Genomic DNA, 21,054 nt, shown 5'->3' with positions numbered 1-21,054 from the left:
TATTCATTAAAAAGAGGAATCTATGCAAGCTGTAAAAATAACAGAAAAAGTGTACTGGGTGGGGGCGATTGATTGGAATATACGGGATTTCCACGGGTATTCCACCAAACGCGGCACTACCTATAATGCGTACTTAGTATTAGGGGAAAAACCCACCCTGATTGATACCGTAAAAAAAGAATTTTATGGGGAAATGATGGCGCGTATCCAAAGCGTGATTGACCCTAAAAAAATCAAAATTATTATCTCTAACCATTCGGAAATGGACCACTCCGGCGCCTTGCCGCAAGCCGTAGCCGCCATAGAGCCGGAAGAAGTATATGTATCGGCGATGGGGATGAAAGACATTACGGCCCAATTCCACCAAGAGCTTAAATTAAAAACCGTTAAAACCGGCGATAAAATTGATGTGGGGGGAGATACGATTTCCTTTGTGGAAGCGCGGATGTTGCATTGGCCGGACAGTATGTTTTCTTACCTGGAAAAAGAAAACGTATTATTTACCAATGATGTGTTTGGTATGCACTATGCCACCTCTAAATTATTTGATGATGAAAACGAAGAAAGAATGTGGCTCTACGAGGCTGAAAAATATTATGCCAACATTGTTTTGCCGTATTCCGACATTGTACTGCGCTTTTTAGACCAAGTAAAAAAGATGGGTTTGGCCCCGCGTATTATTGCGCCGGACCATGGTTTTGTATGGCGCAAAGACCCGGCCAAAATTGTTAATTTGTATGCCAAATGGGCCGCGCAAGCCCCCAAAAATAAAGCCGTTATTGTGTATGATACCATGTGGGGCAGTACGGAAAAAATGGCCGTGCAAATTGCCGATGCCTTGCGGGAGGGGGGGACGGAAGTAAAACAACTTTCCATGCACGCCTGCCACCGCAGCGATATTGCCACAGAACTGTTGGACGCCAGCGCGTTAATTGTGGGGAGCCCGGTATTAAACAGCGGCATTTTCCCGTCGCTGGCGGATGTGCTTTGCTACTTAAAAGGGTTGCGCAAAAAAGGGTTAGTAGGCGCTGCCTTCGGCTCGTACGGTTGGAGCCCGGCCCCGATAGACGAACTGGGCAAAATGTTGGAAACCATGGGCGTACAAGTGGTGGCTCCGGCGGTAAAATCTTTATTTGTGCCGGATGAAACCGTACTTAAAAATTGCCGGGAATTAGGCTTAACCGTCAGTAAAGAAGTTGCCAAAAAATTACAGTAAACCGGGGGGAGCGTATGCTGCCTAAAGAAGAAGGCCAAGCCTTAAATTACATTACCTACGGGTTATATATCGTCACCGCCGCCGACGGCGAAAAGAAAAACGGACTCATTGTAAATACCGTTTTCCAGGTGACGGCCGAACCGCCCAAAATGGCTATTTCGGTCAATAAACAAAGTTTAACCCATGCGTATATTGTAAACAGCGGTAAGTTTGCCGCTATGCCGCTGGCGCAAAATACCAATTTGGCGTTTATCGGCCGGTTTGGCTTTCGTACAGGGCGTACGTTTGATAAATTGGCCGGGGTGCCCTATCAAGTAGGGCCTTCCGGCTGCCCGATTATTCAGCAGGATACACTTTCTTATATGGAAGTAAAAGTATCTCACACGGTGGACGTGGGAACCCATACGTTATTTATTGGGGATGTCACGGATGCCGGGCTCTTGCAACCGCAGGGCATACCGCTAACGTATGAATATTACCATACGGTTATTAAAGGTAAAACCCCGGCGGGCGCAACGCATTTATAAAAGGGGAGGAAAAAAATTATGGTGAAATATGTGTGTGAAATTTGCGGATATGTGTATGACCCGGCGGTGGGCGACCCGGAACATGGGGTGGCGGCCGGAACCAAGTGGCAAGATGTGCCGGAAGGGTGGCTCTGCCCCGTTTGTGGGGTAGGTAAGGACCAGTTCACCCCTCAAAACTAGCGTTAAAACGCAGATTTGAAAAAAGCGCTTAAAATTTAAGCATTTTTTTACACTAAAAAAAGCCCTCTTTTTAGGGGGCTTTTTTGTGGGCCGAATACGGCGCGGAATGGGCTATAACTTGCTATAATAACTGTATGAAAATTTTATATGTTATTACCACTACTTGTGTAGGCGGTGCGGAACAAGCCATGGCACAGTTGGCGCAGTATATGAAAGAACACCAAGCCGAAGTGCGGGTGCTTTCTTTACATACGCCGGGTGCGGTGGCGAACCAATTAATCAAAAAAGGGTTCCGGGTGGATACCCTGGATATGCAGTCTATCCCCACCCCGGGCCAGGTGTGGAAGTTAAGGCAACTCATCAAAACTTTTCAGCCGGATATTGTACACGCCATGTTATATAGCGCCATAGAATTATGCCGGTTGGTGCGCTATACTTGCAAATTTACGTTAGTGACTACGCCTCATTTTGATATGTCGCGCCAGCCGTATCTGTTGCAAGCGCTGGATAGAACCTTAAAAAGTTTGGACAAAATTTCCTTTGCGGAATCGTTATCCACGGCGCAATACTTAATCGGGCACCAGAAATATCTTAAAAGTAAAGTCTATTTACTGCCTAACAGTATAGACCGTAAGCGTTTTGCGCGTAATTTTGAAAAACGCCAAACGGTGCGCACCAAGTGGGGGGTTTCTTTGCGGGAAACCGTATTTATTTGTGTGGCGCGTTTATCGCCGGAAAAGAACCATATAACGCTGTTGAAAGCGTTTAAGCAAATGCTTTCCAAACACCCGCAAGCCCGGTTGGTGTTGGTGGGGGACGGCCCGGAACGGGAAAATATAGAAGTTTTTATAGCGTCTAATGATTTAACCGGCAAGGTAATTTTGGAGGGGCAACAGCAAGATGTCAGCGCGTTTTTATCGGGCGCGGATGTGTTTGTGTTAAGCTCTAATGTGGAAAGTTTGCCGCTTTCTTTATTGGAATCTATGGCGGCGGGGTTGCCTGCATTGGTGACCAATGTGGGGGATATTCCCCGGTTTGTGGAGCATGGCCAAAGCGGATTTATTTGTAAGCCGGGGGACAACACCCTGCTTTGTTGCGTAATGACGGAGCTGGCAGTCAATGAGCCTTTACGCAAAAAAATGGGGGAACGCGCCTTGCAAATTGCCGAGCAAAAATTGATTGATAATAACAAAGCCTATCAAAAGGCTTACGAAAAACTGGTGGGATAGTTTCCACGTGAAAACTTATTAAAGAGGTATCTATGGAACAAAGATTGTTTATTGCGGCGTGTGTGATGTACGCTTTTACTTGGCTGACCCGGTGGCTGAAACGGAAGGAAAAAATAAATTCACGTCGGGCTTTTGCCTGGTGGCATACCGTATTTACGGTTATTATTTTAAGTTGTGTGTGGTGGGTGTTTGCGTTTATTATGGGGGAGGGCGGTTTAGCGCCTATCCCGGTGTGGAAAAAATGCGCCGCCGGTATTATTACATTGGGTTTGGCGGTGTATGGTTATAAAAGAGCCTTACAGGCCGATACTCCGCGCCAACAAAAAATAATGAAAGAGGATTTAGATTGGGCAAACACGGTTTATTTCGCCGGGTTTGTGGCCTCTTTAGTGATGTTCTTTTTGGTGCAGGCGTTCAAAATTCCGTCTGCCTCTATGGAAAACACCCTACTGATTGGGGACCATTTGTTTGTAAATAAAGCGGTGTACGGCTTTCGGGTTCCTTTTACCAAAAAACACTTTCTTCCTTTTAAGCAGGTAGAGCGGGAAGATATTGTTATTTTTACCTTTCCGGCCACCCATAAAGAGCAAATCAACTGCGGGGGGGTGCAGTATGGGAAAGATTTTGTAAAGCGTGTAATTGGTATGCCGGGGGATAAAGTGGAAGTGCGGCAAGGGCGCGTATGGTTAAATGATGAAGAACTGTCCCGGCAACCCTACGAACGCTATGAGGAATTGGAGCGTGTACCCAAAGAGGGGGAATATGATATGGCGGAATATCAAGCCTTATGGAAAACCCACCGCCTGGATAATGAACTGGGTATGGAACTGCGTGATAACTTTGGCCCGGTAATCGTGCCCGAAAACACATATTTTGTAATGGGGGATAATCGTGATAATTCCTGTGATTCGCGCTTTTGGGGCCCGGTGCCGCGGGAAAACATTAAAGGAAAAGCCTGGTTTATCCATTGGCCGGTGTCCCGCTGGCGCATTATTAAATAAGTTTTAATGGTATAGTTTTCACGTGAAAACAGCCCGGAAATGGTGTTTCCACGTGAAAACTTTTTGTTTTTACGCATTGATTTAGTGCCTGTTTATATGGTTTAATATACATAATATACGGAGGATTTCATGGGAGAAATAGTTTGTATTGCCAACCAAAAAGGCGGCGTGGGTAAAACCACAACGTCTATTAATTTGGCTTATGCCCTGGCTATGCTCGGGCAGAATGTGCTGTTAGTTGATTTTGACCCGCAGGGCAACGCCGGTTCCGGCCTGGGGGTTATGTTGAAAGAGGGGGAAAAATCCGTCTATCATCTGCTTACCAAAACGGCTACTTTTCAAGATGTAGTCCGGCAGACTTCTAACGAATTGTTGGACGTTTTGCCGGCTTGCAAAAACTTAGCCGGGGCGGAAGTGGAGTTGGTAAACGTGCGCGGGCGGGAAAATATGTTGGCAGATGCCTTAAACCCCTTGCGCAAAATGTATAACTTTATTTTAATAGACTGCCCGCCCTCTTTGGGGTTATTAACCTTAAATGCCTTAATGGCGGCGGATTCTGTTATTACGCCTGTCCAGTGCGAATACTACGCCATGGAAGGTTTGGCCCATTTTATGAACACCATTAGCAAAATCAAACAATTCTTAAACCCGCGTTTGAAACTGGACGGCGGTATTTTAACAATGTTTGATGCGCGTATGAACCTTTCTAAACAAGTTTTGCACGAGGTTAGCCAATTCTTTGGGGATAAAGTGTACAAAACGCCCATTCCGCGCAATATCCGCCTGGCCGAAGCCCCCAGTTTCGGGCAATCTATTTTTGATTATGACCCGGTTTGCCGCGGTGCCGCCGCGTATGTGGATTTAGCGGCCGAGTTTTTAACCCGCCGCGGGGCGGATGTTTCCGGCTATAAAGAAGCCCTCATGGCAGGCCCTTCTGCCTGTAATTATGATTTTGGAGGATAATAAATGTCCAGACAAGCTTTAGGAAAAGGTCTTGGCGCCTTGTTGCAACAAACCCGTGAAATGGTGGAAAACCCCGCTCCGTTAGCCGGGGGGGAAAACACCGTAGCCAAAATTGCCGTATCTAAAATTGTACCCAACCGCTTTCAGCCGCGCCGTGTTTTTAATGATGAAAAACTGGCCGAATTGGCTCAATCTATTAAGGAACACGGCCTGACCCAGCCGATTGTGGTAGTGTATGATGCGGGGTTAGATAAGTATGAAATTGTAGTGGGGGAACGGCGTTTCCGCGCCAGCCAGTTGGCGGGCCTGACGGAGATTGAAGCCATTATCCATAAACATTTGGACGATAAACAAATGTGTGCGCTAGCGTTGATTGAAAACATCCAACGCGAGGACTTAAACCCCATAGAAACCGCTTTGGGCTACAAAAGTTTAATGAATAAGTTTGACGTGACCCAAACGGATTTGGCCTCTTACTGCGGTAAATCCAAAGCGGCGGTTTCCAATGCCCTGCGGTTATTGGAATTGCCGGCGGAAATCCAGCAAGCGTTGCAAGACGGCACCATTACCGAGGGCCACGGAAAAGCCTTATTAATGGTGGCGGACCCGGCCAAACAGGCGGCCTTGTTTGCCCGCTTGCAAAAAAATAAACTCTCTGTCCGCCAAGCGGAAGATGCCGCCCGCGCCCTGATGGCTCCGGCCGGAAAGCCGGTTAAAGCCGCCAAACCGGTGGAAGTGGTTTCTTTTGAAAACGAACTCCAAACCGCTTTGGGCACCAAGGTTGAAATCAAATGCGGTAAAAATGTAAAAAAAGGCACGCTGGTTATTCATTATAATTCTTTGGATGAACTGGATGTAATTGCCGGCCGCTTAAAAAAATAACAGAGCCTTAAAAATGCTGTTTTTAGCACGACCCGGAGGAAAACCTCCGGGTTTTTTGTTTGTTCGGGTTGTAAAACGCTGCAAAAAGCCTGATTTTAAGCAAAATATGGGCAAATTTTTGTTTTTATTTAATTTGCTGGTGCGATATGTAAAAAATAAATAAATCAAAAATAGCGGTGTTTTTGAAAGAAAAGCATTTTCTCCGACGAGGATTTTTTGACTCTTCGGCTTTCCGGGGCCGTTTTTCGTGCCAAATGGCTCCCCGGCGCTGTTTTGGGGGGATTAAAAGTTAGTTTTCCTAATTTTTAGGAAAGGGGCGCGCGGCGTGTTTTTCCCAACCCAAAAATTTTGATATACTTTTGGTATGAAAGAAACAAAACTTACTTTTTGCCAAAGTTGCGGGATGCCGCTGGTGGATGCCGGCGCATTGGGCACGAACGAGGACGGCTCCCCCAACCCGGAATATTGCATTTATTGTTATAAAAATGGGGATTTCACGGCCGATTTAACCATGGAAGAAATGATTGCTACTTGCGTGCCTTTTATGTTGCAGGCGCACCCGGAGCTGACCGCGCGGGAAGCGCACGATATGATGCGTAATGTATTGCCGTGCCTCAAGCGTTGGCGCAAACAATAAAAATATAAGCTGAACGTAAAAAACCCGCCGGGCAGGCGGGTTTTGGTTTATAAGGTGGCGTCTTCTTCGTAAAAATCACGCACGGCGCCGCAAACGCGCTCCACTTGTTCCGGGGTAATATCCGGGAACATGGGCAGTAAAAGCGTTTCTTTTTGCGCGTGGCGGGCGCAGGGCAAACTGTCCGGGATGGAAAACCCGGCAAACGCCAAGGCGGCCTCTATATGGTGTTTCGCCAAAAAAGCCACTAATTCTTCCGCGCGTTCCGTGCGCAAGGCGTACGCGGTATAAGTGGGGTTTACTTCCGCCGGAGGAACAGGCGGCCTCTGCACCGGCACGCCGGCCAGTTCTTCTTCGTACCAGGCGGCCGCTTTTTGGCGGTTTTCAATCCAGTTTTCTACGGCTTGCGGCACGAGCGCTTGCAGCAGCGCGGCCTGCGTGGCGGGCATTTGAAGGGACACTTTTTGCGCCAAAATTTGCCGGGCTTTTTGCGCCAAAGCGCCGTCGTTGGTAATCAAACATCCGGCGGGCGTATTTTGCCCCAATGCCACGGCCGGGGTAAAGCCAAAAATACCCATATCGCCGATACTGCCCACCCGCACGCCGTCGGCCTGCGCCAGCGGGGCTTGTACGCAGTTTTCAAACACTTGCAAACCGTGTTCGTTCGCCAGGTGCATGAGGGCTTCCATATCGGCCGGATAGCCGAATGTATGCATAGGCATCATGGCTTTTGTTTTTTTGGTCAGGTGGCGTTCTACGTCGTGCGCGTCCAGGTTTAAGGTGTCCGCGCATACGTCCGCAAACACCCAGGAAATATGTGGCAGGGCGTGCGTTAAACGGTTGAAAGGCGAAGTAATAATTTCATCCCCGGGTTGAATACCGGCGGCTTCAACGGCCAGTTGCAGGGCGGCTTCCGGCCCGGCGCAGGCCAGGGCGTTATCTACGCCCATTAAATCGGCAAAGGTGTTTTCAAACCGGGTAATCACGGAGTTGTCCGTTGCGGGGGATTGTACGGCGGCCTGCAAAGCAGGCAAAAAAGGTTGATATTGTAAGGGAATATTAGTCAGCGGTATACGGTCATCGGCCATAAAGGCGCTCCTATTTATAAAGGGATTTTACATCCGGCATTTCTAATAATTCTTTGGTAATTTTGTAAAATTCCCGTCCTGTAAAAGTAGCCGTAATGGATACGGCAAAAAAATTGTCCTGTTTGGTCACTTCTTGTTTGAGGATGGAAATATGCTGCCGTTCAATTTTGCGGCAAATATCGTCCACCACCGCCCATTTGGGGGTGCAGACCAGATAAATCGTGTCGTAATGTTTAACAAATTCCAGCAGTTTGATGGTTTTGCGCACACCCAACTGCACCAGCATAATGGAAGAAGCAAATACGGAGGCCAACACATATTCCCCATATCCTACCGCCATGCCGATAGCCGCCACCAACCACACTCCGGCGGCGGTGGTCAGGCCGGAAATTTTATTTCCGTCACGCAAAATGGAGCCTGCGCCGATAAACCCCACGCCGGTCACTATTTGGGCGGCAATACGGCCGGGGTCGCCCCCTTGGTTGCCCATGTATTGGGAAAGTATGGTAAATAAGGTGGCCCCCAAACAAATCAAACAGTTGGTGGCATAGCCGGCGGGTTTATCGTGGTATTGGCGTTCCATACCCAGTACCCCGCCTAAAATTAAGGATAAAACCACTTTGGTTAAAATATCTTCCATAAATGTATCATAGCAAACGCGCACCGGGAGCGCAACAGGAACGCGCCGCCCGGGCCAAAAAAAACGCCGCCCTTTTTATGGGGCGGCGGTAAACAGAGTGTTTGACGGGCTTAAAAACGGCAACCGATTTTAAGCATAGCGCTTAAAAAGTGGTAGCGGCTTTTGCCGAAGGCGTCGCTGTATTTGCTTTGCAAATCAATCAAGTTGTAGCGGCCTTCCACCCCAAAAATCACAGAGTCGTCAATATCAAATTCCAACCCTGCGCCAAGCATACCGGCCCAGCTGGTGCTGTTGACGGTATCGTGGGAGCCGTCGTCCCATTTTTCGCGCGTGAACATGTGGCCCACACCGGCACCGGCGGTGGCATACAAGCGGGTAGGTTGGGACGGAAACAAATTGAGCCGCCCGATAATCATGCCCGTGGCAATGCCGGAGTTATATTTGGCCTGTTGCGCACCGGCGTTGAACTTATCGCTGGTGGCAAAGCCGGAGTAGTTCCCATCCAACCCAACGGATAAATAAGAACCGATGTTGCGCACAAACGCCAACCCGGCAGAAAACCCGGTCTTGCCGATTTCTATCGTCTGGCCGTTGTGGTCCCAGTTGTCTTGGGGTTCGGCCACGCCGCCGTAAAATTCTACGCGGGTGGTATTGTTGCGCAGGCCGTATTCTTCCAAGCCGTAATATTCGGCGTACGCGTCTTTAGCAAACGCGGCAGCGGGCAAAGCCGCTAAAACAAACAGCAAAACTAATTTTTTCATACAGCTCCTTGTAGTAATAAAGTAATTTTATTGTATCTGTTTTGGAAATCTTTTACAATACATTTATAAGCCGCGCACAATGCGCAGTTGCGGGGAAGGCAACTTAAAAACGCCGCTTTCCACATCCTGCACCACCTGTTGCCATTGGCCGCGCGCCTTTAGGATTTTTTCGGCAATTTCCCGCACGGCGCCGTGCCCGCCGTGTTTTTGGGTCACATATAAGGCGGCCTGTTTGGTTTCTTCCACTCCATTAAGCACGCTTAACGGCAGGCCCACGCGCTTTAATACGCCCAGGTCTATAATATCATCCCCCACAAAGGCGGTTTCCTGCGGGGTAATGTGGTAGACGGTTTGTAAATCGTTCAAGGCGCGTTGCTTGTCGGCCACGTTGTAATAGAGTACGTCCATATTTAAGATGTTGGCCCAAAATTCCAGCGTGGGGCTGTTGCCGCGGGAGATAATCCCGGTGCGGATACCGCAGTATTTTAGGAACATCAGCCCCATGCCGTCTAACGATTCAAAATGTTTAATTTCGTGTGTTTTTCCGGCTTCATCCGTAAAAAAACTTAAAGAACTGTCCGTCATTACACCGTCTACATCCGTCAGAAAAAATTTGATTTGCCCGGCTTTTTGGTTAAACAACTGTTCGTTCATGTAAAACTCCTTCATATACATATTATACTTTTCTTTTCCTGCGCCCCGGCGCAAAAATTATATAATGAAGATATGAGGAAATTTTGTTTGTGTTTCTTAGCTTTTTGCCTGGTGGCTTGCGGGTGTACCCCGCGCACGGTGATTAGCCGCTCGTACGACTTTACCCGAATGAACCGCATTGGGATAATGGCGTTTGAGAGCAGTTGGTCGTCCATGCAAGGGGTGGAAAACCTGTTTGCCAAATATTTAATTAACGCCGGGTTTAAGGTGGTGGAGCGCGCCCAGTTGGAAAGCGTACTCAAGGAACACAATATTGCGGTATCCGGCTATTTATCGCCGGAAACCACCCGCCAAATCGGGCAGATTTTAGGGGTGGATGTACTGCTGTTGGGGGAAGTGACTTCCTACACGCCTACCCGCAAGGAGCTGGCGCTGGTGTCCACCCGCCGCACGGAAAGCCGCCCCGTATATAAGCAAGACGTAATGCAAATGCCGGACGGTTCTTATGCCGCCTATACGCGCCAAGTGGGCACGCAGGTATCGCACTCCAGCCAAACGGCCCCGCAGGAATACACCATTAACGCACAAGTGGGCGTAATAGCCAAACTGGTGGATGTGGAAACCGGCGAAGTGGTTTGGATTGGCTCGGATGATGCGGAAAGCTCCAGTGCTTTATCCGCCGCGGATTATGTGGCGCGGGGGTTAGTAAAGAGTTTTACCAAGGAGCTGGCTAAATTACAAAAATGATGAACCGGCGGCAATACGGCCTGGCGGATGCGTCCGCCCGATTGTGCATAAAGGCCATTTTTATTTTTTTTAAGACGCTCACCGTTTTGGCGGTATTAACGGTGGCGGCACTGGTGGCGGCGCAAAGTTCGGTGGCGCCCGTCAGTGCGCGGTTGTTAGTTTCGTTGGGGGTGGAATATGCCTCACGCAACTTAAAACCGTACCGCCCGTATTTCCCGGAGCCGTATTTAATACAACTGGAACAAGAATAAGAGGTAATCTATGTTAGACATTAAGTATATCGTTGCAAACCCTGAAGAAGTAAAAAAACGTTTGTCTTTAAGAAAGCCGGAACTGGCCGCCCAAATTGATGACGTACTGGCCCGGTATGACCAATACAAAACGGTATTGGCCCGGGTGGAAGAACTGCGTGCCAAACGCAACGAGATGTCTAAAAGCATTGGCAAAATCAAGCAGGAACAAGGCGACGAAGCCGCCAAAGAAGCCATGGCCGCCGTGGGTAAATTAAAAGAAGAAATGGCCGCCAAAGAAGCGGAATTGGAACCCCTTAAAAAACAAATTAACGAGGCCCTGCTCTCTATTCCCAACATTCCCAACGAGCATATCCCGGTGGGCGTTTCGGACGCGGATAACCCGGAATACTTGCCCTGCACCATTCCGCTGCCGCATTTTGATTTTAAGCCGTTAGACCACCAAGCGGTGGGCGAAAATTTGGGCATTTTGGATTTTGCCGCCGGGGCCGCTTTGTCCGGCAGCCGTTTTGCCTTGTTTAAGGGGGACGGCGCCCGCTTGGAACGCGCGATTATCTCTTTTATGTTGGATATGCACGCCAAAAAAGGCTACCAGGAAATTTTGCCCCCGGTTATTGTAAACGAAGATATTTTACTGGGGACCGGCCAACTGCCCAAATTCCGCGAAGATATGTATGAATTGACGGGCGAGCCGAAACAATTTTTAATTTCCACGGCCGAAATCCCGCTTACGAACCTCAACCGCACCCGCGTACTGGCGGAAGCGGAATTACCGGTTAAATTAACGGCCTATACGCCGTGCTTCCGCAAGGAATCCGGCACTTACGGCAAAGATACCCGCGGCTTAATCCGCAACCACCAGTTTGATAAAGTGGAACTGGTTATGCTTTCCAAGCCGGAACATTCTTACCAAATGTTGGAAATTATGGTGTCTGATGCGCAGGAAATTTTGAAAGAACTGGGTCTTCCGTACCATGTGGTGGAACTGTGCAGCGGGGATATCGGGTTTTCGTCCGCCAAAACGTATGATATTGAAGTGTGGATGCCGAGCGAAAACCGCTTCCGCGAAATTTCCTCCTGCTCCAACTGTTTGGACTTCCAGGCCCGCCGGATGGGTATGCGCTTCAAAAATGCCCAAGGCAAGCTGGAATATGTCCACACCTTAAACGGCAGTGGTTTGGCGGTGGGCCGCACGTTTGCCGCCATTTTGGAAAACTTCCAACAAAAAGACGGTTCCGTCATTATTCCGCCGGCTTTGCGCCCGTATTTCGGCAAAGACAAAATTGAGGCCAAAAAATAATGTTCCGGCGTTTGGTATGTTTTTTATTGGCGTGGGCTTGTATGGCCACGCCAATTTTTGCGGAAATTAAACTTCCGCCGGAAGTGTACGCCCAAGCGCGCGAGGGCATTAACGGCGTTTACAGTTTGGATTTTGACGTAGCCGAGCAAAACATCCAAAAAGTGTTTGCCGCCTACCCGGACCACCCCTTTGCGCACTTCGGCAACGCCATGATTGCCTGGTCCCGCTATGAGTACGAGTTTGAAAAAAGCGACGAAAAACAGCAAAAAGTGTTTGAACAAATACTGGATGATTCTATTTCCGGCATTAAACGCTGGCTGAAAAAAAACCCGCAGGACCCCAACGGTTATATGGGGATTGGCGCGCTGTACGGCTTGCGGGCTATGTTCAATATGCGCAACCGCAACTGGATTACCGCCTATTTTGCCGGGCGCAAAGCCATTGCCAATTTGGAAAAATCCCTGGCGCTGGACCCCACTTATTATGATGCGTATTTTGGGTTAGGCATTTACCAGTATTATGCGGGCACGTTGCCGGCGGTCATTAAAATTTTGGCCAAAATAGTGGCCATTAAAGGCAACCCGGACGAAGGCGTAAAACAGCTCAATCTGGCGCGTGAAAAGGCCGTTTTTACGGCGGACAGCTCCAAACTGATTTTAATTGAAATCCAAAACGTGCGCGGCGGCAAGTATTACGCGCCGGAAAAATCGTTGGAATATATCCGCCAATTACGGGCCAAATATCCCAAAAACCCGCTGATGCACTATGTGGAAATTATCTGCCTGTACGAAACCGGGCAGTTGGACGCCGTCACCCGGCAGGCGCAGGAATTTTTGGGCTTAATTGGTAAAGACCCTTTTTATAAGGATATTTATATTTCCCGCGCTTATACGGCGTTGGGTACGGCGGCCATGGCGCGCGGGGAATATGCACAGGCGCGCCAACTGTTTGAACAAGGCCGCAAAGCCTTAAAAGCGCAGGCCGTCAGCCGGTGGGGGCTTTGGAACGAACTGCGCCTGGGCGAAGTGTACGATTTACTGGGCGAGCGGGATTTGGCCGTTAAACAGTATAAATATGTACTTTCGTTTAAGGATAAATGGGGCTTTGACGATTTGGCAAAATCCCTCTTAAAAAATCCGTACCAACTGCCTGCCGGGCAAGACCCGGGGCCGTTGCCGCCGTTATAAACGCTAGTTGTATTTCTGCGAGGGGCCCGGTTATTGCCGGGCTCTTTTTTAGGGCGCGCCCCCTGTAAAATAATTATAGTTTGCAAAACACGCGCCGGGTATGATAACATTAATTAGGTATATTTATGAAACGGCAATTCCTTTTTGTTGTCTTTTTGGCAGTGTGTGTTTGTTTGGCGGGCGGATGTAAAAAATCCCGAGCCAAACAGCAGTCGTCTGCCCAAAGCCAGCAGGAAATTGTGGTTCCTACGGCCACGTTGCACGAGGCCGCGGCCTCCGGGAATGTGTCCTGGATGCGCATACTGTTAGAACAAGGCTCCGACCCGAACTCCCGGAACGAACAAGGGGAAACCCCGCTTTTGGTGGCTATTAAGGCCGGTAATGCGCGCAGTGTGGCGTTTTTATTACAAAACGGGGCCGACCGTGGCGAGGTACAGCCGGACGGCCACCCGCTCTGGGTGGAAGAAGCCGGCATTATGACCCCGGAAATTTTGCGTTTTATGTTGCCGGGGAATGCCGCGCCGGCAGATGTTTACCAAGCCTTGAACGAAGCCATTGTGCATAATCCTTATGAGCGCGTGGTGGAAGAATTGCTGTCCGTGGCGCAAGCGCAGCCGGATTTTGCCAAACAATGTTTTTGGCCGGCCGCGTTGCAAAGCACCAATCAAACAGTGGTGGATTCTTTGCTTATCCGCAATATTTTGCCGGTCAACGGTTGTGACGGCGTGAAAGAACCCCCGCTGGTGTCCGCTATAAAAGCCGGGAACGAAAAACTAACCTCCAGTTTAATTTTATTAGGGGCGGACCCCACCCGGCAGGATGAGGCCGGTTATACCGCCGCTTATTACGCCATGAAGGCCGGCTGGAGCGATATTTCCCAACAGCTGATACAGGAAGAAGAACGCAAGCGCGCGGAAGAATATGCGGCGGTTTTGGCCCGCAAACGGGCGGCGGCGCGTGCGCGCCACGGTTCCGGCCAGTGCAGTATCCGCAAAAGTGACGGAAGCACCATTCCGTGCCCTCAATTATAATTTATAAACATGAAAAGTCTTTTCTATCTTTGAGCCGCTTTTTGTGGGGAGTTGCGCGCCGGAGGGCCGGCTCAAGCTAAAATTACGGACAGCATAGTGTTTTTACCCATAAAAAAGCCCGCTCTTAAGAGCGGGCTTAAATTATTTCTTTACGGCTAAATATCCCATTAAACGGTAGATTAATTTGGATACGTTAAATTCCGTAATCACATCCGCTTTGCGTTGGCAGGCTTCCACTACGTCCACCGCCACCACTTTTTTATGCTTAATGACTTCGCGGAACAAGTCCAGCGCTTCATACCACATAAAACCGCCGGGTTGCGGCGTGCCCGTAGCCGGAATGACCGAGGGGTCAAAGCCGTCTACGTCAATGGTTAAATAAACGGTGTCCGTCAGTTTTTTAAGCACTTGCGGGATTAATTTTTTAATGTCCCGGTTTTCGTGCATTAAAAACGTGGTCACTTTGCCGGCGTTGCAGTATTGTTTTTCTTCGCTGGCAACACTGCGTATACCCACCTGCACCACCGGTACTTGGCGGCTGGCCGGGTACAACGCGCACGCATGGCTTTTGGGCGTACCTTCAAAGGTTTCGCGCAAATCGGCATGGGCGTCAAAGTGCAAAATGCTCAAATTTTTATATTTTTCAATATACGGTTGAGCTAGTGCCTGGGTGACGGTGTGTTCCCCGCCGATGTAAAAAGGGATTGCTTTGTACTGCATTAAATCCCGCACGGTTTTATCAATGTTCTTAAAAACCGTGTTGGTGGAACCTTTGCAGTTTACCGCAGGGCAGGTGTGGATGCCCAACTCCCAAGTTTCCGTCTTGGTTTCTTCGTCCCAGAGTTCAATTTGGGTGGAGGCTTCTATAACCGCTGCGGGGCCTTTGGCGGTACCGTGCCCGTAGCAAACCGTTTTTTCAAACGGTACAGGCACTACCGCAAATTTACAAAGGGGCAGAGAGCTGTATTTGCTCTCTAGCCCCATAAACTTATCAGTTTGTACGTTATCGCTCACAATATTACCGGTGCTTGTTATTTAACAAATACGGCAGCCGCGACGACGGTGGTCCACATACCTTCCACGCAAATGGCGGATTGGGTAATGTTGGTGGTGCGGACGATTTTGCCGCTCATTTTCCAGATTTCTTCTTTCTGGTCCCAAGTGGTATTGTTATCAAATTCAATACCCAAGGTGGTAGAAAGCATGAGCGCGGCCAAATCTTCGGCATAGTCGCCGGCTTGTTTGTCCGTTTCACCGAAGCTGTGATGTTCCGAGATGTACCCGTGGGTCTTTTGGCCTTCTTTAGGAATAGCCAACCCGACGGACGCGGAAATCAAGCGGCGGTATTCGTTGCTGGTGTTTCTGCTGATTACGCAATGCAGAATTTGGCCCGGGTGCAGCTCTTTCAGGCCCGTGGACACGGGCACCGTTTTGCAGCCGGGAGGGAAAATGCTGGACACAGGCACCAAGTTAAAGCTGGCAATTTTAGCATCTCTCAATGCTTCTTCAAAGCTGGCCAGTTTTTCTTTGTGTCTGCCGATTCCTTTAGTAAGGAATATCTCTTTGGGTACAAACGCTTCGTACATTTTTATTTTTTCCACTAATTCCTATTGTGAATTAATATAATATAAATTATAACAAATAAAGAAAGGAAAATCCTTTATTTACTGTTATGTGGGCGGAGCCTTAAAAAGCGCTGTTTTTCAAAAGGCTCCAAAACCGATACAATAAGTGTAATATATTCCAATGAAAAAAACAAAAATAATTTTATTAATTTTGCTGGTATGGGCGTGGCCCGCAGGAGTGAACGGTATGGAAAATATGTTTAGAAACGGCGTTTTGCATTTTGATTATAAAAAGGAGGACCTGGCCCCGGCCGAAGCCGCCGCCCGCAAACAGTTGGAAAAAGACCTGGCGGCCCTGGTGGCTATCCCGGCGCAGGAACGCACGTTTGATAACACCATTTTAGGCTATGAGCGCGCCTTTGACCGCTATGGCGAGGCGTTGGGCATGAGCGGCTTTTTATCGTATGTATCCACGGATAAAGCCTTCCGGGATGCGGCCCTGGAGCTGCAAATGCAAATCAGCCAATATATGGTAGACGTAGCCACCCGGCGCGATATTTACCGCGCCATCCGGGAATATACGGACACCAAACCCCGCCTGCAAGGGGAAGAAGCCAAACTGGTTAAAGATATGCTTATCGGGTTCAAAAACAGCGGTATGGATTTGAACGATAAAGATTTGGAAGTGTTTAAGGCGCTCAACAAACAAAAAGCGGAATATATTATGAAGTTTGATAAAAACGTGCAGGAATATAAAGACCCGCTGACGGTTTCGCGCGAACAACTGGCCGGGCTCGGGGACGATTATATTAATAAGCTGGAAAAAACCACCGACGGCCGCTATCTGGTGACGTTGGACTACCCGGACTATGTGCCTTTTATGCTCAATGCGGATGACGCCTCCGCCCGCCAACAATTAGAATATAAATACAACCGCCGCGGCGGGGAAGAAAACGTAAAACTGCTGGAAGATACCGTCACCCTGCGCCGCAAAATTGCGCATTTACTGGGCTACAAAACCCATGCGGATTTGCGGCTTAAAAACCGGATGGCCAAAAAGCCGTCTGCCGTGTTTGATTTCTTAAAAGATTTAGAAAAAAAGTTAAAGCCCATGGCCAAAAAAGAAGACCGGGAATTAATGGCCTATAAAGCCCAAAAAACCGGGCAGGAAGTTTCCACCTTATACCCGTGGGAAAGCGGCTATTGGAGCAACAAATACCGCAAGGAATACTTAAATTTAGACAGCGAAAAAATCAAAGAGTATTTCCCGTCCCAAGTGGTGATTGACGGTATGCTGGAGTTATTCGGCACGGTGTTTGGCATTGGGTTTGAGCCGGCGGATATTCCCACCTGGCACGCGGACGTAAAAGCGTTCAAAATTGTGGACGCGCAAACCAAAGAGGTACTGGCCTATTTTTATATGGATTTATACCCGCGCGAGGGCAAATACAAACACGCCGCCTGTTTTGATTTGGTCTCCGGCGAACAAAAGCCGGACGGCACCTACCAAAAACCGTTTGTGGCGATTGTAGCCAATATGAATAAACCCTCCCAAGAAACCCCCTCTTTACTTAAACACGGCGAAGTGGAAACCCTGTTCCACGAGTTCGGCCATGTACTGCATAACGCGCTGACCAAGGCCAAATATTCGGCCCTTTCCGGCACGAACGTAAGCGGGGATTTTGTGGAAGTGCCCAGCCAGATGTTAGAGCGGTGGGCGTGGGATAAAACGGTCTTAAAATCTATCAGCCGCCACTATAAAACAGGCGAAGCGTTGCCGGACGATTTGATTGAGCGTATGCTGGCGGCCAAAAATTACGGGGCCGGCGGGCAGTATTTGCGGCAGAACTTTTTTGCCCAGTACGATATGGTTTTGCACACCCGCGCCCGCACGCCGGATTCCACCAAATTGTATTTTGATTTAACCAAAAAAGTACGCGGCCTGCCGCTTACGCCGGGCACTATTCCGCAGGCGGCTTTCGGGCACTTAATGGGCGGGTATGATGCCGGCTATTACGGTTATTTGTGGTCCGAAGTGATTGCCGAAGACTTTTTTGGCGAATTTGCCAAAACAGGTTTGCATAATAATCAAACCGGGCTTAAATTCCGCCGGGAAGTATTGGAACGCGGCGGCACGCTGGACGAAGAAACCATGGTTAAAAACTTTTTAGGGCGCAAAACGTCTAATAAGCCGTTCTTAAAATCTATCGGTTTGAGCAAATAGGAGCTTTTTATGAATGTGGTGATTGGGATTGATGTGGGCGGTTCTACCACTAAAATTGTGGGCTATCAGGCCGACGGAACGCTGATAGCCATGGGCAAGGTGGAAGCGGCGGACCCGCTGACGTCGGCCTATGGCGCGTTGGGAAAATTTATTAACGAAAACAACCTGGCGCTGACAGACGTGTGCCAAATTATTTTAACCGGGGTGGGGGCCTCTTTATTTACCAAAGATGTTTACGGTATTCCCACCCGCACGGTGAACGAGTTTGAAGCTATCGGCCTGGGCGGGTTGGCCCTTTCCGGCAAAAAGGAAGGGCTGATTGTAAGCATGGGCACCGGCACGGCCTTTGTGCGGGCCGGGCAAAACGGCAGTGTGCATATCGGCGGCTCCGGTGTGGGCGGCGGCACGGTGCTGGGGTTGTGCAGTAAATTGTGCGGGGCTACTTCGTTCCGTACGGTGGTGGAAATGAGCCGCGGCGGCCAGTTGGGCCGGGTGGACCTGAATATAGAAGACATCAGCAAAGGCGTGATTGCCACGTTGCCGCCGGATACTACCGCCTCTAACTTTGGCAAAATGGCCGACGGCGCCACCGCGCAGGATATTACACTGGGCATTTTGAATATGACCTTTCAAACGATTGGTATGATGGCTGTTTTTGCCTGCCGCAACGATAAAGTAAAAGACGTTATTTTAACCGGCACGCTTACGCAAGTGCCGTATGCCAAACACGTTTTTGAGGCCCTGCAAAAAATGCACAAAGTGAATTTTATTATCCCGCCCAACGCTATTTATGCCACAGCTACGGGGGCGGCGCTTTCTTACATAACGGCTGTGCATAAGGGGTAAACCATGCAGGCGGATAAAGCATCTTATAAAAAATCCAGTTTCGGCCCGGCGTTTTTGTTTTTGGATAGTTCCCGCCGGCAAGCCTTGGCGGTGTATTATGCTTTTTGCCGCCTGATGGACGATATTGCCGACGAGCCCAACGTGCCGGACCCGCAAGGCCAATTAAATTTTTGGCGGGCCGAAACCGAGCGGGTTTTTCAAGGGAAACCGCAAACGCAACTGGGGCGGGATATGGCGCAGGCGGCGCAAACTTTTGGGATGTTGCCGGACCGATTTTTACTGCTGATAGAGGGCATGGAGGCCGATTTGCAGGGCCGCCGTTATGCCACGCTTGCGGAGTTGGAATGGTATTTATACCGCGTGGCGGGCATTGTGGGGTTGGCAACGCTGGATATTTTGGGCGTCAAAGGCTCCAAGGCGGATAACCTGGCCCGCAGTTTGGGGTTTGCCGTACAAACCACCAACATTGTGCGTGACGTTCACGAGGACGCCGCCGCCGGGCGGGTGTATCTGCCGGCGGATTTATTGGGCAAATACGGCCTTACCCCACAGGACGTTTTGCAAAATACCCGGCCGGAAAAACTGGCGCAAGCGTTGCGGGAAATGGCGGAAATTTCCAAAGCGTATTACACGCAAGCGCAAGCCGTTTTAAGCACCGTTGCGTGGCGTAAAGCCTTGCCTTGCCGCATAATGGGGTGCGTTTACCGTGCAAATCTTGCTAAAATAGAGGCAGCGGGATTTAAGTTTGATAAAAAAATAAAATTAACCCGTTTTGAAAAAATAAAAATTATCGTTTATGCGCTATTTAACCGCTTATCTTAATGTCACTTTGCTGACGGCCCTTTCCACCGTGTGCTGGGGGGCGGCCATTGATGATTGTATGGTGCAGGGCAAAAAACAGTTTGCCGCCCGCAATTATTTGGCCGCGCAGGACACGTTCACCCGCTGTATGAAATTGGATGCGCGTAATGTGGATGCCCGCCTTTCTTTGGCCGGGGTCCTTTTAACGCAGGACGATTTATCCGGTGCGGATAAGCAATTCCGCGCGGCCCTGGGGCAGTTGGGGCGCACGTCCCCTTATTTGTCTTATACTTATTCTATGTTGGGGGATATTGCCTTAAAACGCCAACAATATAAAGAGGCCCTGGCCCTGTATGAACGGTCCCTAACGTACAACGTGGCGAATGTTAATTCCCTGGTGGGCAAAGGGGTCATTACGGAGTATTTGGGGGATAAATTAGGCGCCTCCGAAGCGTACCGCTCCGCCTTGGCGGTGGAGCCGCTCAACCTGGTGGCCCGCAAACGGCTGATTAATTTGGAGCCGGACTACCTGACCGATGACGAAATTTTAGACGCCTTAAAACAGCGCTATGCTATCGCCCCGGAAAAGAAAGAACTGACCGACGAGGACCGCAAACTGTTTGCGCAAATCCACCGGGCAGAACAGTTAAAAGGGGTGGAATACCTGAAAAACAAATTCGGCAGAATTCCCGCCGGCTATGTGGTGGAATTATACCGCAACAGCGCTTTTTCGCGCGAAGTGCTTACGCTGGCCGGTTATAAGGCGCTCCAAAAGCAAATCGGGCAAGATGCTATTGCGGCGTTCCAAAAAGCAGGGGTTCCCATGCAGGAAGTGTTTGATTTACGGGATATGAAAGGCGCACGCATTTTTAATAAAGACAGCACCCTTACGGACAGCGGTTTTCATGCCTATTCCGAGGTTCTCCAACACCACAAAGCGTTTTTGTTGCCGCGGGAAGCGGTGCCTCCTACACAGGCGTATTTGGAAAAAGCCAATCGCCGCGCCCAGGAGCTGGAGTCCGCCGGATATATGGAAATTTCCCGCTCTGAACTGAAAATGATTGAAAACCAAACGAAATGCTCCCTGGATACATTGCGTAGTAAAATGGGGTTGTATATCTTGCCCATTACCAAAAAATACCAACGGTATTTTATTTTAACGCGCTCTAATGATGAAAAAAAGGCCGTTCCGTATTATTATATTATGGTGGCGCAGGCCAAACGCAACCCGCGGGTGAAAGTGCCGTCCAATGGGGTGGTGGAGATGTATCAGATGTATGATTATGCGGTGTGTGCGGCCGACGGCAATATGTGGGAGTAGGATAAC

The 21,054-nt window shown here is 49.3% G+C and carries 23 protein-coding genes; 17 read left to right on the top strand and 6 right to left on the bottom strand.

Annotation, left to right across the window (positions count from 1 at the left end; translation table 11 throughout):
- The first annotated feature begins 22 nt into the window (after positions 1 to 22).
- The 8 genes from ACQY18_RS01920 (at position 23) to ACQY18_RS01885 (ending at position 6,635) form a co-directional block, all read left to right on the top strand.
- Positions 23 to 1,216: an FprA family A-type flavoprotein gene (locus ACQY18_RS01920; RefSeq protein WP_428038636.1), complete on the top strand. Its 1,194-nt coding sequence runs from the start codon at positions 23 to 25 to the stop codon at positions 1,214 to 1,216.
- Between the two features lie 14 nt (positions 1,217 to 1,230).
- Positions 1,231 to 1,743, top strand: coding sequence for a flavin reductase family protein (locus tag ACQY18_RS01915; protein WP_428038635.1), 513 nt, complete (start codon positions 1,231 to 1,233; stop codon positions 1,741 to 1,743).
- 18 nt (positions 1,744 to 1,761) lie between these two features.
- Positions 1,762 to 1,923, top strand: a complete 162-nt coding sequence (rd, locus tag ACQY18_RS01910; RefSeq protein WP_428038634.1) for a rubredoxin — start codon at positions 1,762 to 1,764, stop codon at positions 1,921 to 1,923.
- A 134-nt stretch (positions 1,924 to 2,057) separates the two neighbouring features.
- Complete coding sequence (locus ACQY18_RS01905) at positions 2,058 to 3,152, top strand: glycosyltransferase (protein WP_428038633.1); 1,095 nt, start codon at positions 2,058 to 2,060, stop codon at positions 3,150 to 3,152.
- Positions 3,153 to 3,184: 32 nt separating this feature from the next.
- Positions 3,185 to 4,153, top strand: a complete 969-nt coding sequence (lepB, locus tag ACQY18_RS01900; RefSeq protein ID WP_428038632.1) for a signal peptidase I — start codon at positions 3,185 to 3,187, stop codon at positions 4,151 to 4,153.
- Positions 4,154 to 4,282: 129 nt separating this feature from the next.
- Positions 4,283 to 5,116 carry an AAA family ATPase gene (locus tag ACQY18_RS01895; RefSeq protein ID WP_176776945.1) on the top strand — a complete coding sequence of 278 codons (834 nt, stop codon included), beginning with the start codon at positions 4,283 to 4,285 and terminating at the stop codon, positions 5,114 to 5,116.
- Positions 5,117 to 5,119: 3 nt separating this feature from the next.
- Positions 5,120 to 5,998: a ParB/RepB/Spo0J family partition protein gene (locus tag ACQY18_RS01890; protein WP_176776944.1), complete on the top strand. Its 879-nt coding sequence runs from the start codon at positions 5,120 to 5,122 to the stop codon at positions 5,996 to 5,998.
- Between the two features lie 364 nt (positions 5,999 to 6,362).
- Positions 6,363 to 6,635, top strand: coding sequence for a zinc ribbon domain-containing protein (locus tag ACQY18_RS01885; RefSeq protein WP_176776943.1), 273 nt, complete (start codon positions 6,363 to 6,365; stop codon positions 6,633 to 6,635).
- 47 nt (positions 6,636 to 6,682) lie between these two features.
- Here the strand turns inward: ACQY18_RS01885 and ACQY18_RS01880 are convergent, their stop codons facing one another.
- The 4 genes from ACQY18_RS01880 to ACQY18_RS01865 all read right to left on the bottom strand — a co-directional run bounded on the left by ACQY18_RS01880 (position 6,683) and on the right by ACQY18_RS01865 (position 9,775).
- On the bottom strand, positions 6,683 to 7,720 hold the full coding sequence (locus tag ACQY18_RS01880; RefSeq protein WP_428038631.1) for a DegT/DnrJ/EryC1/StrS family aminotransferase: 1,038 nt from the start codon (positions 7,718 to 7,720) through the stop codon (positions 6,683 to 6,685).
- A gap of 10 nt (positions 7,721 to 7,730) precedes the next feature.
- On the bottom strand, positions 7,731 to 8,360 hold the full coding sequence (locus ACQY18_RS01875) for an MgtC/SapB family protein (protein ID WP_176776941.1): 630 nt from the start codon (positions 8,358 to 8,360) through the stop codon (positions 7,731 to 7,733).
- 110 nt (positions 8,361 to 8,470) lie between these two features.
- A complete protein-coding gene (locus tag ACQY18_RS01870; RefSeq protein WP_428038630.1) occupies positions 8,471 to 9,121 on the bottom strand; it encodes an outer membrane protein in 651 nt (216 codons plus the stop codon).
- A 63-nt stretch (positions 9,122 to 9,184) separates the two neighbouring features.
- Positions 9,185 to 9,775: a KdsC family phosphatase gene (locus ACQY18_RS01865; RefSeq protein WP_428038629.1), complete on the bottom strand. Its 591-nt coding sequence runs from the start codon at positions 9,773 to 9,775 to the stop codon at positions 9,185 to 9,187.
- A 72-nt stretch (positions 9,776 to 9,847) separates the two neighbouring features.
- Here ACQY18_RS01865 and ACQY18_RS01860 point away from each other — a divergent pair, with 72 nt between their 5' ends.
- From ACQY18_RS01860 to ACQY18_RS01840, 5 genes are all read left to right on the top strand, one after another.
- Positions 9,848 to 10,522, top strand: a complete 675-nt coding sequence (locus ACQY18_RS01860; RefSeq protein ID WP_428038628.1) for a CsgG/HfaB family protein — start codon at positions 9,848 to 9,850, stop codon at positions 10,520 to 10,522.
- Entirely contained in the window at positions 10,519 to 10,773 is a 255-nt protein-coding gene (locus ACQY18_RS01855; protein ID WP_176776937.1) for a hypothetical protein, read from the top strand. The genes ACQY18_RS01860 and ACQY18_RS01855 overlap by 4 nt, the downstream gene beginning before the upstream one ends.
- 10 nt (positions 10,774 to 10,783) lie before the next feature.
- Entirely contained in the window at positions 10,784 to 12,073 is a 1,290-nt protein-coding gene (gene serS / locus ACQY18_RS01850) for a serine--tRNA ligase (protein WP_428038627.1), read from the top strand.
- Between the two features lie 41 nt (positions 12,074 to 12,114).
- On the top strand, positions 12,115 to 13,260 hold the full coding sequence (locus ACQY18_RS01845) for a tetratricopeptide repeat protein (RefSeq protein WP_428038626.1): 1,146 nt from the start codon (positions 12,115 to 12,117) through the stop codon (positions 13,258 to 13,260).
- Between the two features lie 125 nt (positions 13,261 to 13,385).
- On the top strand, positions 13,386 to 14,291 hold the full coding sequence (locus tag ACQY18_RS01840; RefSeq protein WP_428038625.1) for an ankyrin repeat domain-containing protein: 906 nt from the start codon (positions 13,386 to 13,388) through the stop codon (positions 14,289 to 14,291).
- 141 nt (positions 14,292 to 14,432) lie between these two features.
- On the opposite strand, the gene speB is transcribed toward ACQY18_RS01840, so the two are convergent.
- Together speB and ACQY18_RS01830 are read right to left on the bottom strand one after the other, a co-directional pair.
- Positions 14,433 to 15,305: an agmatinase gene (speB, locus tag ACQY18_RS01835; protein ID WP_428038624.1), complete on the bottom strand. Its 873-nt coding sequence runs from the start codon at positions 15,303 to 15,305 to the stop codon at positions 14,433 to 14,435.
- A gap of 17 nt (positions 15,306 to 15,322) precedes the next feature.
- Positions 15,323 to 15,877: a pyruvoyl-dependent arginine decarboxylase gene (locus tag ACQY18_RS01830; protein WP_176776999.1), complete on the bottom strand. Its 555-nt coding sequence runs from the start codon at positions 15,875 to 15,877 to the stop codon at positions 15,323 to 15,325.
- 226 nt (positions 15,878 to 16,103) lie between these two features.
- On the opposite strand from ACQY18_RS01830, the gene ACQY18_RS01825 reads away from it, so the two are divergent.
- Genes ACQY18_RS01825 through ACQY18_RS01810 form a run of 4 tightly spaced genes read left to right on the top strand, consistent with a single transcriptional unit; the run spans position 16,104 to position 21,048 of the window.
- Complete coding sequence (locus ACQY18_RS01825) at positions 16,104 to 18,080, top strand: M3 family metallopeptidase (protein ID WP_428038623.1); 1,977 nt, start codon at positions 16,104 to 16,106, stop codon at positions 18,078 to 18,080.
- Between the two features lie 9 nt (positions 18,081 to 18,089).
- Entirely contained in the window at positions 18,090 to 18,926 is an 837-nt protein-coding gene (locus ACQY18_RS01820; protein ID WP_428038622.1) for a pantothenate kinase, read from the top strand.
- Between the two features lie 3 nt (positions 18,927 to 18,929).
- On the top strand, positions 18,930 to 19,748 hold the full coding sequence (locus ACQY18_RS01815) for a phytoene/squalene synthase family protein (protein ID WP_428038621.1): 819 nt from the start codon (positions 18,930 to 18,932) through the stop codon (positions 19,746 to 19,748).
- Positions 19,723 to 21,048 (top strand): tetratricopeptide repeat protein, encoded by a 1,326-nt coding sequence (locus ACQY18_RS01810; protein WP_428038620.1) that lies wholly within the window; start codon positions 19,723 to 19,725, stop codon positions 21,046 to 21,048. The genes ACQY18_RS01815 and ACQY18_RS01810 overlap by 26 nt, the downstream gene beginning before the upstream one ends.
- Positions 21,049 to 21,054 lie beyond the last annotated feature (6 nt).

This window comes from Candidatus Avelusimicrobium faecicola (assembly GCA_900540405.1).
In the GTDB taxonomy this organism is placed as follows: Bacteria; Elusimicrobiota; Elusimicrobia; order Elusimicrobiales; family Elusimicrobiaceae; genus Avelusimicrobium; species Avelusimicrobium faecicola.
The sequence above is the reverse complement of the archived record's forward strand: the minus strand, read 5'-3'. Positions and strand labels throughout refer to the sequence as shown.

What these genes read in the sequence shown, in the direction of transcription:
- ACQY18_RS01920 (WP_428038636.1), top strand. Translation starts at nt 23, where the DNA reads ATGCAAGCTGTAAAAATAACAGAAAAAGTGTACTGGGTGGGGGCGATT.
- ACQY18_RS01915 (WP_428038635.1), top strand. Translation starts at nt 1,231, where the DNA reads ATGCTGCCTAAAGAAGAAGGCCAAGCCTTAAATTACATTACCTACGGG.
- rd (WP_428038634.1), top strand. Translation starts at nt 1,762, where the DNA reads ATGGTGAAATATGTGTGTGAAATTTGCGGATATGTGTATGACCCGGCG.
- ACQY18_RS01905 (WP_428038633.1), top strand. Translation starts at nt 2,058, where the DNA reads ATGAAAATTTTATATGTTATTACCACTACTTGTGTAGGCGGTGCGGAA.
- lepB (WP_428038632.1), top strand. Translation starts at nt 3,185, where the DNA reads ATGGAACAAAGATTGTTTATTGCGGCGTGTGTGATGTACGCTTTTACT.
- ACQY18_RS01895 (WP_176776945.1), top strand. Translation starts at nt 4,283, where the DNA reads ATGGGAGAAATAGTTTGTATTGCCAACCAAAAAGGCGGCGTGGGTAAA.
- ACQY18_RS01890 (WP_176776944.1), top strand. Translation starts at nt 5,120, where the DNA reads ATGTCCAGACAAGCTTTAGGAAAAGGTCTTGGCGCCTTGTTGCAACAA.
- ACQY18_RS01885 (WP_176776943.1), top strand. Translation starts at nt 6,363, where the DNA reads ATGAAAGAAACAAAACTTACTTTTTGCCAAAGTTGCGGGATGCCGCTG.
- ACQY18_RS01880 (WP_428038631.1), bottom strand. Translation starts at nt 7,720, where the DNA reads ATGGCCGATGACCGTATACCGCTGACTAATATTCCCTTACAATATCAA.
- ACQY18_RS01875 (WP_176776941.1), bottom strand. Translation starts at nt 8,360, where the DNA reads ATGGAAGATATTTTAACCAAAGTGGTTTTATCCTTAATTTTAGGCGGG.
- ACQY18_RS01870 (WP_428038630.1), bottom strand. Translation starts at nt 9,121, where the DNA reads ATGAAAAAATTAGTTTTGCTGTTTGTTTTAGCGGCTTTGCCCGCTGCC.
- ACQY18_RS01865 (WP_428038629.1), bottom strand. Translation starts at nt 9,775, where the DNA reads ATGAACGAACAGTTGTTTAACCAAAAAGCCGGGCAAATCAAATTTTTT.
- ACQY18_RS01860 (WP_428038628.1), top strand. Translation starts at nt 9,848, where the DNA reads ATGAGGAAATTTTGTTTGTGTTTCTTAGCTTTTTGCCTGGTGGCTTGC.
- ACQY18_RS01855 (WP_176776937.1), top strand. Translation starts at nt 10,519, where the DNA reads ATGATGAACCGGCGGCAATACGGCCTGGCGGATGCGTCCGCCCGATTG.
- serS (WP_428038627.1), top strand. Translation starts at nt 10,784, where the DNA reads ATGTTAGACATTAAGTATATCGTTGCAAACCCTGAAGAAGTAAAAAAA.
- ACQY18_RS01845 (WP_428038626.1), top strand. Translation starts at nt 12,115, where the DNA reads ATGGCCACGCCAATTTTTGCGGAAATTAAACTTCCGCCGGAAGTGTAC.
- ACQY18_RS01840 (WP_428038625.1), top strand. Translation starts at nt 13,386, where the DNA reads ATGAAACGGCAATTCCTTTTTGTTGTCTTTTTGGCAGTGTGTGTTTGT.
- ACQY18_RS01830 (WP_176776999.1), bottom strand. Translation starts at nt 15,877, where the DNA reads ATGTACGAAGCGTTTGTACCCAAAGAGATATTCCTTACTAAAGGAATC.
- ACQY18_RS01825 (WP_428038623.1), top strand. Translation starts at nt 16,104, where the DNA reads ATGGAAAATATGTTTAGAAACGGCGTTTTGCATTTTGATTATAAAAAG.
- ACQY18_RS01820 (WP_428038622.1), top strand. Translation starts at nt 18,090, where the DNA reads ATGAATGTGGTGATTGGGATTGATGTGGGCGGTTCTACCACTAAAATT.
- ACQY18_RS01815 (WP_428038621.1), top strand. Translation starts at nt 18,930, where the DNA reads ATGCAGGCGGATAAAGCATCTTATAAAAAATCCAGTTTCGGCCCGGCG.
- ACQY18_RS01810 (WP_428038620.1), top strand. Translation starts at nt 19,723, where the DNA reads ATGCGCTATTTAACCGCTTATCTTAATGTCACTTTGCTGACGGCCCTT.